The organism is Pseudomonas sp. AC193, assembly GCF_979258075.1.
This window is the reverse complement of the sequence record NZ_OZ409832.1, coordinates 4,251,291-4,263,507: the sequence shown is the minus strand read 5'-3', so window position 1 is coordinate 4,263,507 and position 12,217 is coordinate 4,251,291. Positions and strand designations below refer to the sequence as shown.

The window sequence follows — 12,217 nt, the reverse complement described above, 5'->3', positions numbered from 1 at the left end:
GAGGGGTGACACAGTGCTTGCTTGAGGTCGGAGCTGGCCGTCAGACCGCGCCCCTCACCCCCCGCCCTCTCCCGGAGGGAGAGGGAGCCTGATCTCCATTGTTTTCAGAAATGGAGATCGACTCGGTATTTCATTTCGGCGTAACTCGCACAGCCACCTCGGTCAGTCCCCTCTCCCTCCGGGAGAGGGTTAGGGTGAGGGGCTTTTGCTTTTCGCCTTTCAAGAGCCCTTGTTGCCCTTTTCATGGGACGGGTCGTAGACCTTGGTCAGGTCGCCGCCGAGGCGGAAGGTCTTGAACGGCTGCATGCCGCGCTTCTTCTCGATGACATCCGGCGCACAGGTGTAGAGCGTGCAGAACGGTTCGAGCCAGGCGAATTTCATGTCCTCTTTCAGGTCGGTCATGTCCTGCTCTTTGCCGTTCTTCTTCTCGAATTCATCCGGGTCTTTCACCCCCGACAACACCCGATCACCCAGACGCTTCAGCGCACCGTTGTTTTCCTGACGCAAATCGACCCCGTTGACCTGAGCGAAACTGGCGATCATCGCCAGCGGCGGCAGGGCGTAGTTGTGATAGGCGAGGGCGCGTTGCTGGCGCTTGAGTTCGTTCGGCAGGTAACCGTCGGCATCGACTTGATTGGCGCCGACCTTGTATTCCTTCACCGCCCAGTCAAACAGGTCGCGGCGGTTGGTCGCGACCGAGGTCGCCATCACCGACCATGCGGCCCAGTACGAGTGGTTGTTGGTTTTTTCCAGCGGCAGGTTGTCCCAGTCGCTGACCACTTGGTCGGCCATTTTGCTGAACCACGCCTCGATCACCTGCGCTTCCTGCTGATGCTGCGCCAGCGGATGCGAGTCGGAGAACTTCAGGCGAATGTACGAAGAGGCCATGCTGCCCAACGCCCATTTGCGCATCGACTTGCCGGTGTGGTTGAAGTCTTTCGACATCAACGCGTCGGCCTTGGCCCACGCGGTCAGCCAGTTCAGCGTGCAGTCGAGCTGTTCCGGACGACCGTCGCGCATGAACTGCATCACCCGTTTGGCGGTGCCGCGTTCCAGCGTGGTGATGTCTTTGGTGGTGTCGCGGAAAGCTTTTTCCGACTGCACGTTCAGCGTTGAACGCGCCTTGTCCGAGCCTTCGTATTTGCTGCGAAATTGCAGCGCCCCGGTGTACGGCGTCGGCATGGCATCGCAGCCTTCGCTGTTGTCGCCGGTCTTGAATTTATCCACAGGCGCGAAATAGCCCTGCGGTGGACGCAGTGGCGCGGCGGCCTGAGTGGCCCCGGCGAACATCGCCAGGCTCAGCAGCGTCGGTGCCAACAGATTTTTGAGTTTCGGATTTCGCATAGCAGACCTCATTGCCCGACCTGAGCGGTTTGTTGCCCAGCGCCCGGGAATACGTTGCGTTTGCAGATTTTCGCTTCGACTTTTTGTGGCGCGGTGCCCGCTTCCGGGCCCTGAACTTCGACCGCCAGCAGGTTCTGCGTGGCCCAGTCTTCGTCCGTGCGCAACTCAAAGGCGAAACGACCGTCGGTGTCGGAGGTTTCCGGTTTCTCGATCTTGATGTCCTCGTGGCGACCGTTCATGTACCAGAGGGTGGCTTGCAGGGTTTTCACCGAAGGGTCGGCGAAGCGGATGTCGACCTGATGGCTGCTGTTTTGCAGGTTCAGGTTCTTGCTGTTGACCAGCAGTTCTTGTTTGCCGCCCGGCTTGAGCGTGGTGCTCGCGGACATCTGTGCGTCTTTGCCTTCGCAGCCGTTGTCGAGCAGGGACATCATCTGGCGATAGATGGTCTCCTGGTCGAGGCGATACAGCGGCGAGAATTCCCAGATGAGAATTTTCGGCGGGGTCTTCTGAAATTCGTCGCTGCCGAGGTACTGCAGCATCGAACCTTCCAGACCACCGCCGGGGAACGCGACGTTGAGAATGTCGGCGCCGATGGCTTCTTCGAGGAAGCCGGCGAAGTTGTAGTTCTTGCCGCTGTGCGACGTACCGACGAGGGTGATTTGCGGGTTGCCGGAATCACCGAACAGGTCGCCGTCGCCAGCCTCGCCCTTAGGCTCGGTGGTGAATTGATCCATGTACTGGATCGCGTAACTGGTGCCGCAGAGTTGCCCGGCCATGTTGTGCAGGGTGCCGGTCTTGCCCATGCGCCCGGAGCGTTTGGTTTCGAATTCACGCTTGGGCACGTCGGCGAAGGCCGGGATCTGCTTGACCTTCTCTGCGACGATTTTCGCCGTGCGCTGTGCACCGTATGGCGTCCAGTGTTGGTCGCCGCGGAAGTAGAAATCGTGGGCGGGCAGGGTGTCGGGCAGCGATTCGTTGGTCAGCGGCGACAGGTCCGGCACGACGTAACCCATCTTGGCGAAACGCCCGAGCATGGTCTTGTAGTTGCCCAGCGCTTTCTCGTAATCGAACGCGGCTTTTTCCTGCGGGTTGAGCTTGTTGCGGTTCACCAGGCCACGGGTTGGCTGGTAAACAATCACCAGCTCGACGCCTTTGGCCTTGAACGCATCGTGCAGCTGTTGCAGGCGTTTGTAGCCGGCCGGGGTGGTGTTGAACTCGGTGCGCAAATCTTCCTGAGTCCGGAACAGCCAGTCGCCTTGCGCCTGCACCAGCGTGGTGAAGTTCTGCTGATAACGCGTGGTGTAATTCTTCGCGTCATGCGCCGCCGGGCACAGGTTGCAGCACGGTTCGGCGCTGAACTTTGGCGGCGTGGCGGCGGCGCCTTCGTCGGCGCGGGCGCCGTTGCTGGCCGCGAGAATGCCCACGGTCAGGGCCGACAGGCTGAGTAATTTGATCAAGTGTGGGTGCATAAAATTATCCTCAGTCCTGCATTTCGGTCTGGCGTTCGACAGGGTCGATCAGCACGGCTTTCTGCTGGCGCACCAGCAGGTCGAGAATTTCATCCTGGCGCTCGCCGAGGATGCCGTTGAAGCTGATGCCGCTGGATTTGGTCGGCGCCAGCATCGACACGCGATACAGCTCGACACTCAAAGGCGAATCGATCGACAGCGGGCCGCTGCCATTGGCCGCCAGCTCACCGCCGACGACGATCAGCGACACCTGCGCATCGAACGGATCGAGCTTGATGTCACGGTCGGTGTCGCTCAGGTCCTTGATGTGGCCGTAAACGCCGGTCAGGCCGTTGGCCATGGCGACGTTTTCGTAGAGGCGGATGTTCACGCTGTTACGAATACGGATGCCGTGGCGTTTGTTGCTGATGACCTTGTTGCCCCACAGCAGATTGTCGGCGGACTCGTAGAGCGTGATGCCGTCGGTGTGGTTCTTGTAGATCTCGTTGTAGGCAATGATGTTGTTGACGCTGTTACGGTCGATCACCAGGCCCGAGAGGTGGTTGTCGAAGCTCTTGTTGTTAAAGATGAAGCTGTCGTTGACCTCACGGGAAATAATGATCCCGTGCTTCTTCTTCGTGCCGTGCACAGTGTTCTCGGCAATGATCAGGCCGTGAGAACGGTCGTGCGGGTCGATGCCGTAAACGATGTTGTCTTTGTAGGTGTTGCCCTTGACCACGAAGTCGCGGGTCTCGTAGCAGTAGAAGCCGTACCACATGTCGGAGAACTCGGAACCGACGATCCAGCCAGTCGGTTCGGGACGCTTGAGCACCTTGGCCATGTTCGGCGTGTACTGGGAAATACTCACGCCGTACGACTTACTGTTGGCGTAGCCGAAGCTAGCCATCTTGCTGTTGACGATGTAGGTCTCGGTGCCGCCCCAGGCCAGCAGGAACGGACGGAATTCCTTCGGCGAACGGAAGGTCGCCGGGCCGTTTTCCTTCTCGCGCCAGCCAGTGATCTTGGTGTCACGCACGAAGAGCTGACCGTCGTTGACCAGGAATGAGCCGGCCTCTTGCGACAGGCGCAATTCCTGGGTCTGGCCATCGATTTCGAGGATGCCTTTACGGCCAACCACGATCGGCAGCTTCGACAGGTACACGCCCGGCGAGGTTTCGCTGAAATACTGCTTGGGCAGTTTCTGCGCCAGATCCTTGAGGTTCATGTAGCCGTCGTCGACGAAGATCGCCTGCGGGATGCCGTGCTGACGCACCACCCATTCGGCCATCTTGTTGTCGCCGCCGATGAAGTCCTTCAGGGCGTCTTCCTGCATCATCCGGCGCACGCTGATCTTGCCCGGTTTGCTGCGGACGATTTTCGCCGCAGCGGCTTCGGCGGTGAAGCCGGACAGGTCGGGCAGTTTTGGCGCGGCCAGATTCAGCGCGTCGGTTGGCGCGCTGCTGACGGTGTAGGTCTTGGCCTGTTGCAGTTCTTTGGCCACGGTGGCCGGCTTGGCCGGTTGCGGCGCCGTCGGCTCCACGTTGGCGAAGGCGCCGGCGCTGGCCAGCAGCATCGCGCCGGCCAGCAGGCTGAGTGAGCCTATCCTGGTGCTGATCATGTCGGGCACTCCCTTGGCGGTTTGCATCAGAAGCGCCAGATCACGTCGATGAACGCGCGGTGCATGTACGAATCAACCTGCTTGCCGTAGGCATCGCCCGGTTTGAACACACCGCCACGGAAACGCACGAGGGCCGAAGGCTCGTCGATCGACTGGCTCAACGCCGCGGGCAACAGGCCTTGCTTGAAGTACTTGGTGACGACCAGATCCATCTCCTGACCGAGATCCTTGTTGCCGTCTTCAAGCGGCAGCGAGGTGCTGGAAAGAATGGCGCCGGTGGCGTCGTCGGTGTTGTTTTCCACGGCGTTGATGCCGTTGCTGCCGACTGGCTTGTTGCCGTCGACACGCCAGAACTTGTGGTAGATCAGGCTGGCGTCGTACTCGTCGTTGACCATCCACGAACCGAACAGCGTCGCGGTTTGCATGTTGTTCATTTCGCCACGGAAGGCTTCGCCGAAACGGTGAACCCGCGAACGCGTACCGGTGTAGTTGGAGCGGTTGCTCTCCAGACCGTTCTGCTCGTAATCGGCGCTGGCGCGGGCATACGCACCGCCGACTTGCCATTGCGGATCGAGGCGCAGACGCACACCGATGTCGGTGGCCCAGCCGTTGACGTCATCGCTGCGCTTGGCTTGTGCCGGGCGCGAACCATCGGCGTTCAGTGCGTTGACCGTGTCGCGGTCGCCGCTCATGCCGGTGATGCTGCCCCAGTAGTTGACGGTGTTGGTGTTGCGCCAGTTGTAGGCGTCGCTATCGGCGGTCAGGCCGAGCCAGCTGATGTCGCCGTTCTCGGTTTTATCCAGCGAATCACGCGGGACACCCGGCTCGGCGTAATCGAGTTTGCCGTCGTCGTGGGTATGGTGACCACGAATGCCGACCCACTGGCCCGGTGTCCACTGGTAAGCGGCATCGGCGTAGGCGTGCAGACGATCTTTGTCTTTCGGCGCCAGCTCTTTCAAGTCGGTGCGGTATTCGCTGAAGCGTTCGGCGACACCGGCGTTGGCGCGCAACAGGGTGGTGTCGAAGGTCCAGTTCAGCGCTTCGATGTTGGTGTCGCGCCATTGGCCGTCGTCATTGCGCAGGCGCTGGCGACCGAACTTGAGCATCTCGCCCGGGTATGGCGTGAGGCCGCTGTAGCCGACCCAGAACTCGCGCATCGCCAGGTAGTTTTTCTTGGTTTTGCGATCGCCGTTGTCGGTGGCTTGTTCACCGTCGGATTGTTGCAGGGTGTCGGTTTCGATGATGTCGGTCGAGGTCACGGCCTGACCCATGGCGTAGGCGCTCCACGCGCCGCTCTCGCCGTAGATCCACGGACGCAGGTCGAGGCCGACGCCGTTGACGTCGCCGCCGCTGGCGGTGCCGAGGTCGCGATCGTCTTCGGACTGGCCGGTGACTTTCACTTCGAGGCCGAAGTTCTTGGTTTCAGTCATCGCGGCCAGTGTCGGGCAAGACCAGATCAGCGCGAAAGTGAGGCCAATGCCGGCCTTCACGAATGGATTCAACTTCATAATTTTTCCTCGCCGTCTTCTTCTTGCAGGGCGTGCAGTTGCAGCGTGTTCTGGTTCAGAGCGCCACGGCTGGCTTGCTCCTGTTGCAGCAGACGTTGGGCTTCGGCCAGACGCTCGGGCGGCAATTGCGCGGCGAGGGTGGTCGCCAGCTCATCGGCTTGCGGGGTGTTTTGCGCCTTGGCCAATTGGCTGAAGACGTAGGCGTTGAGCGGGTCGGGCTTGGTGCCCTTGCCTTGGGAGAACAGTTGCGCGATGGCGAAATCGGCGCTGTTCTGGCCGTTGCGCGCAGCGGTCAGCAAGTGGTCGAGCGCCTTCTGCGGATAGACCTTGCCGAGGTAGCCACGGCGATAGATCTGGCCGAGGTAGTAGTCGGCGGCGACTTCACGGCCAACGGCTTTCTGGAAATGTTCTTCAGCGACTTTCGCGTCAGCCGGAACCATTTTGCCTTCGTAGTAGAGCTTGCCCAGCAACAGCTCGGCGCGTGGCTGGTCGGCGGCGCGGCCGTTGTCGAGGTACTTCATCATCTGGTCGACGTCGCCCAGTTCCGGGTAGTCGTAAAGCAATTGCGCGAGGGTCACCCACGATGCTGGGTAGCCTGGAGCGATCGGCTCGAGCAGCGACTGCGCGGTTTTTTCGTCGGGCTTGCCCAGGGTCGAATCAGCCAATACACGGGCCACCGAATCGACGCGCTGGGCGGTGACGGTGCCACGGCTGTAACCGGCCTGCATCTGTTTGATCAGCTCGGCTTGCTGTTCTGGCTGGGCACGTTTCTGATAGACCGTGGCCAGTTCGACGTAGCAGATGTCGGTGGTGTTGAGCGCGGCTTTGCAGATTTTTTCCACGTCATCCAGGTGCTGGTCGTAGGTGCCTTGGGTGCGATACAGCAGCACCTGCGCCAGACCTGCTTCCGGATAACCGGATTTGCGCCATTGATCGATCTGCTGCTGCGCGTTGATGTTCGGGAAGCTGTGCGGGTATTGCAGGTACAGCATCGCCAGCGGGATCAACGTGTTGCCTTCGCCATTGGCGGCGGCTTTTTTCAGCAGGCTTTCGGCTTCGTGGTGCTCGGCTTCGGTGGAACCCGGTTTGGCCACCAGCAGGCGACCCAAGCGTGCCTGAGCACGCGGCGAAACACTGGCGGCGGCGCGGTAAGTCGCTTCGGCCTGTTTCATTTGCTCAGGGTCGCGGCTGTCGACCTGGATATCGGCGAGGCCGACTTGCGCTTCGCTGTAACCCAGATCGGCCAGTTGCTGATAATTCTGCGCGGCGGTGGCGGTGTCGCCACGTTTGAGCGCTTCGTTGGCCAGACGCTGATCGGGCAGGCCGGCGCAACCGGCGAGACTCACCGCCAATGCAACTGCACACAGAGGCCCCATGTGGGAGCGGGCTTGCTCGCGAAAGCGGTGTGTCAGCCCACACGGATTTTGAATGTTGAACCGCATTCGCGAGCAAGCCCGCTCCCACAAGGGCTGCGGCGTGTTCGAGAGAGTTGGAGTAGTCACAGGCATGTCCTCGACTTAAAGACCGGCAGCCATGGCTTTGTCGATCAGCCAGTTCAGGTTCGGGCCACGGTCGCTGTTGACTTCCACAGGGCGGCCGGCGAGGTTGCTGTCGAGCGGCTCGTCTGGCTGGATCTGTACGCGGATGTCAGAGGACAGGTCGGCGCTTTTCAGGCTGGTGCTGCTGACGATCTTGCCGGTGCGGGTCTTGTCTTCGCCGGCGATCTGGAAGCTCACCGGAGTGCCCGGACGCACGTCGCCGAACTGGCGATAGGAGAAGCGCGCATCAACGGTGGCTTGGGTGTTGCGCGGCACCAGTTGGAAGATCACGTCGCCCTTGCTCGCGTATTGACCGTCAGCCACCAGTTGCTGGGCCACGGTGCAATCGCAGGGCGAAGTCAGGGTGCCGGTCATTTGTTTGCCGAACAGTTCTTCAACCTTGGCCGGGGACAGTTGATCTTCTTCCAGATGGCCCTTGAGCACGTCGAGCATGCTGGTGCTGAAGGTCGCCAGTGGCGCGCCTTTGGCGGCAACGCCGTCGGACTTGATCAGGCTCTGCACGGTGCCGTCGCGGGGCATGGTGATGTTCATCCCCGGCACGCTGACCAGACCAGCCTGCGCGTGGCTGACGAAGTACATGCCGTACACCGATTTGAAAATGAAGCCCGCCGCGACCAGACCGACGACAAACACACCGGCGCTGAAGGTCACTGCTTTCAGGCGACCGAACGGGGTCATGCCGGAGCCGCCGTCCTTCACTTTGCGCGCCTTGGTGAAGTTGTCGCGCTGCAGCGTTGCCAACACTTCACCCATGCTGACGATGTCGCCGGCCAGGTGCGAAGTGATCAAGTGGCGCAGGGTGGAAATGTCCTGCGGCTCGAGGTTCTGAAACTGGCAACCGACGCGGCCGGTCTGGCGGTCGTAAGAACGGATCTGCAGCTCTACATCCATCGCCAGCCCGAGGTTGTCGATGACGAATTGCAGACGCGCCTTGTGCACATCGCCAGCCTTGAGCGGCAACTGCCCGGCGTTGAACGCCAGACCACCGGCCGACAGGTCGATGACCCGCGCTTCAACCGGTGTCCGGTCGGGGCCGAAAAAGCGCAGTTTGGCCGGGATTTTCACGCGGGCGTGTTGGCGCTGGGCTTCGGATTCATGCACTACGTTGGCGTTGACGGCGGTATTCATAGGGGCGATTTCCTTGTTAATTCAATAGGGGCGGGTCAGACCATCATCAGCAGCACGGCGACAAAAATGCTGCCGGCGGAGAAGGTCATGGTCCGAGACGACCAGGTGTTGAACCAACGTTGAAAGCTGGCGAGATCACGGGTCAGGGATGTGGGTTGGCGCGTCCAGGATTGTTGGTCGAGGCGGAAGAACACGTAGATCTTCACCAGCGCGCCGACGATCTGGTTGTAATAAAGAATCGCGGGATAAGCCGGGCCGATGCGGTGACCGGAGCACGACAGCAGCAGGGTCAGAATCAGGCGGGTGATGCCGATCCACAGCAGGTAAACGAGGATGAACGCGGTGCCGTATTTGAAGCTGGCGATGATCGCCACGGTCAGGCCGAGCAGTGACGTCCACATCGATACGCGCTGGTCGAACAGCACCACCGAGGTGAAGGCGCCGAGGCGTTTCACACCCAGGCCCAGTGCTCGCGAGTTCTGGCGCAGGTTGTTGCCGTACCAGCGGAACATCAGTTTGCGGCTGGCCTTGATGAAGCTCTTTTCCGGCGGGTGTTCAACGGTGTTGATCGCCGCGTCAGGCACGTAGAAGGTGTCGTAGCCAAGGCGCATCAGGCTGAACCAGCTCGACTTGTCGTCGCCGGTCAAAAACTTGAAACGGCCCAGACGCCAGTGTTGCAGCGAGTCGCTTTCAACGTCGGCGATGAATTCCGGGTTGGTCACCACTGACGCTTTGAACACCGACATACGCCCGGTCATGGTCAGTACGCGCTTGGACAGGGCCATCGAGCACATGTTGATGTGGCGCTGGGCGAAACGCAGCTTGTGCCATTCGCTCATGATGTAGCCGCCGCGCACTTCGCAGAATTCGTTGGTGGTCAGGCCGCCGACGTTGCCGAACAGCTGGAACCACGGCACGGTCTTGCGCACGGTGCCTTCGCCGAGCACGGTGTCGCCATCGATCACGGCGACCACGGCACGGTCGTCCGGCAGGTGACGGGAGATCGCGCGGAAACCGTAGGCCAGGCCATCACGTTTACCGGTGCCGGGAATGCGCACAAAGTCGAGCTTGACGCGCTCTGGCGGATTCATCCGCGCCCACAGCGCCTTGACCAGCAGCTCATCGGACATTTCCACGATCGAGCAAACCACGGTGGTCGGCAGTTCGCAGTCGATGGCTTCGCGGATCACCGAGCTGTAGACCTGCGCTGTGGTCAGCGCGTCGATACGGAAACTGGTGACCATCAGAAACACATGCGACGGATCCGCCGCTTTACCCAGCTTGCGCACTTTGCGACGCAGGTGCGGGTAAACGATGTAGAGAAAAATCATGCCGCGCACAAAGTGCGTTGCACCCATCGAATAGCGCCAGATACCCACGGCGCCAATCAGGAAAATGAAGTCCTTCGACTCGGAGTCGAACGTGGACGTGGGCAGCATCAAGGCCAGGCCCATCAGCAAACTTAGGTAAAACAGCCAACCGGCGGCCTGAAGTAGGCCGTGTTTTAGCCTGTGCATAATCTGCATCCGTCTCTATCTCGGGCCGGGCCCGATGGGGTTAAGGCAGGCTTACAAAAAACTGCGATGTCACGCGCAATTCGGGTGATCCCTGTAGGAGCTGCCGAAGGCTGCGATCTTTTGATCTTTGCCGGTTCACTCGGAACTCAAGCGTTGCCGGTAAAGATCGCAGCCTCGTTTCACTCGACAGCTCCTACAGGGCTCGCTGCAATCCGTGAGTCCCTGTAGGAGCTGCCGAAGGCTGCGATCTTTTGATCTTTGCCGGTTCACTCGGAACTCAAGCGTTGCCGGTAAAGATCGCAGCCTTCGGCAGCTCCTACATTTGGGTTCTGTTGCACGGCGTCGCGAGGGCGGCGCCGTGCAACGTCTGCCTTACCAGCAGATACCTTCGGTGCGAGTACCGGCGTCGGTGGCCTTGGCCATGAAGCCCACCAGGTCGATGACCTGTTTGCCATGCGGAGCCTGTTGCGCCAGCGCACGGAATTTCTCGTCGCGGTTGCCGAGGATGATCACGTCGGAGTTGTCGATCACCGAATCGAAGTCCGCGTTGAGCAGGGACGATACGTGCGGGATTTTCGACTCGATGTAGTCTTTGTTCGCGCCGTGAACACGGGCGTACTCGACGTTGCTGTCGTAGATGCTCAGGTCGTAACCCTTGCCGATCAGCATCTCGGCCAGCTCGACCAGCGGGCTTTCGCGCAGGTCGTCGGTGCCGGCCTTGAAGCTCAGGCCGAGCAGGGCGACTTTGCGTTTGTCGTGGCTTTCAACGATGTCGAAGGCGTTCTGCACTTGCGATTCGTTACTGCGCATCAGCGAGTTGAGCAGCGGCGCTTCGACGTCCAGGGAACCTGCGCGGTAGGTCAGGGCGCGCACGTCTTTCGGCAGGCACGAACCGCCGAAGGCGAAGCCCGGGCGCATGTAGTACTGGGACAGGTTGAGGGTCTTGTCCTGGCAAACCACTTCCATCACTTCACGGCCATCGACGCCGACCGCTTTGGCGATGTTGCCGATCTCGTTGGCGAAGGTCACTTTGGTCGCGTGCCAGACGTTGCAGGTGTACTTGATCATCTCGGCAACGGCGATGTCCTTGCGGATGATCGGCGCGTCGAGTTCTTCGTACAGCGATTGCAGAACGTCGCCCGAAGCCTTGTCGAATTCGCCGATGACGGTCATCGGTGGCAGGTCGTAGTCGGCGATGGCGGTGGATTCACGCAGGAATTCCGGGTTGACCGCGACGCCGAAATCGACGCCAGCCTTCTTGCCGGAGCAGTCTTCGAGAATCGGGATTACTACGTTGGCAACAGTGCCCGGCAATACGGTGCTGCGTACAACGATGGTGTGGCGGGTGGTTTTTTCACGCAGAACAAAACCGATCTCGCGGCACACGGCTTCGATGTAGTTCAGTTCGAGGTCGCCGTTCTTTTTGCTCGGCGTACCGACGCAGATCATCGACAGGTCAGTGTCACGAATCGCTTCGGCGAAGTTGGTCGTGCCACGCAGACGACCGGTTTGAATACCCTGTTGCAGAAGTTCGCCCAGGCCCGGTTCAACAATGGGAGATTTGCCAGCGTTGATCATGTCGATCTTGTCTTTGGCAACATCGACGCCAACCACGTCATGGCCCCGTGCAGACAGGCAACCGGCACATACTGCGCCAACGTAACCCAAACCAAATATGCTGATGCGCATCGCAATTACCTCTGTATATATCAGGCCTTAGAAGGCCGGAGTTAATGGTGTTCAGCGTTCACTAGTGCACTCGAAAGTGCGGCTTACAGGCGCCACAATGCCGTGTGCAGGCATACAAAGTTCCGAGTGTCTAAATAAGTGCACTCAAGATGTGCGCAACCAGGCCTTATAGTTATGACTTGCCCTGTTATGCAGCGGATCTTCCTTTGGAAGACTCAGGTGCATTCGTCTTGCGCGCTTGATGGCGGGCAGGAAGGCCCGTAGATCAAGCGGTTTGGTGCTCAGGCGAGCACGTTTATAGGGGCGCGGCCTTGGCCTTGTAGGGGATATTAACGCTGCGTATCTCCTGTCCTTCAGTGTACTTTGCGACCGGTTAGTCATCTAGGCAAGTTGCTGTGACAACTTG

General features: G+C 60.2%; 8 protein-coding genes. All 8 read right to left on the bottom strand.

Going from position 1 to position 12,217, the window contains the following annotated elements; all coding sequences use genetic code 11:
* Window positions 1–219: 219 nt before the first annotated feature.
* On the bottom strand, window positions 220–1,344 hold the full coding sequence (locus ACZZ0D_RS19290) for a mannuronate-specific alginate lyase (protein ID WP_463554026.1): 1,125 nt from the start codon (window positions 1,342–1,344) through the stop codon (window positions 220–222).
* Window positions 1,345–1,352: 8 nt separating this feature from the next.
* Window positions 1,353–2,813: an alginate O-acetyltransferase gene (locus ACZZ0D_RS19285; protein WP_053117297.1), complete on the bottom strand. Its 1,461-nt coding sequence runs from the start codon at window positions 2,811–2,813 to the stop codon at window positions 1,353–1,355.
* A 10-nt stretch (window positions 2,814–2,823) separates the two neighbouring features.
* The gene (gene algG / locus ACZZ0D_RS19280; RefSeq protein WP_053117956.1) at window positions 2,824–4,410 is read right to left on the bottom strand and encodes a mannuronan 5-epimerase AlgG; all 1,587 of its coding nucleotides are present in this window, start codon (window positions 4,408–4,410) and stop codon (window positions 2,824–2,826) included.
* A 26-nt stretch (window positions 4,411–4,436) separates the two neighbouring features.
* Window positions 4,437–5,918, bottom strand: coding sequence for an alginate export family protein (locus ACZZ0D_RS19275; RefSeq protein WP_008077270.1), 1,482 nt, complete (start codon window positions 5,916–5,918; stop codon window positions 4,437–4,439).
* Window positions 5,915–7,420 (bottom strand): alginate biosynthesis TPR repeat lipoprotein AlgK, encoded by a 1,506-nt coding sequence (algK, locus tag ACZZ0D_RS19270; protein ID WP_463554025.1) that lies wholly within the window; start codon window positions 7,418–7,420, stop codon window positions 5,915–5,917. The genes ACZZ0D_RS19275 and algK overlap by 4 nt, the downstream gene beginning before the upstream one ends.
* A 15-nt stretch (window positions 7,421–7,435) precedes the next feature.
* Window positions 7,436–8,605: an alginate biosynthesis protein Alg44 gene (locus ACZZ0D_RS19265; RefSeq protein WP_053117301.1), complete on the bottom strand. Its 1,170-nt coding sequence runs from the start codon at window positions 8,603–8,605 to the stop codon at window positions 7,436–7,438.
* Window positions 8,606–8,640: 35 nt separating this feature from the next.
* Window positions 8,641–10,122 carry a mannuronan synthase gene (alg8, locus tag ACZZ0D_RS19260; protein ID WP_371262356.1) on the bottom strand — a complete coding sequence of 494 codons (1,482 nt, stop codon included), beginning with the start codon at window positions 10,120–10,122 and terminating at the stop codon, window positions 8,641–8,643.
* A gap of 372 nt (window positions 10,123–10,494) precedes the next feature.
* Window positions 10,495–11,811: a nucleotide sugar dehydrogenase gene (locus tag ACZZ0D_RS19255; protein WP_008087506.1), complete on the bottom strand. Its 1,317-nt coding sequence runs from the start codon at window positions 11,809–11,811 to the stop codon at window positions 10,495–10,497.
* Between the last annotated feature and the right edge of the window lie 406 nt (window positions 11,812–12,217).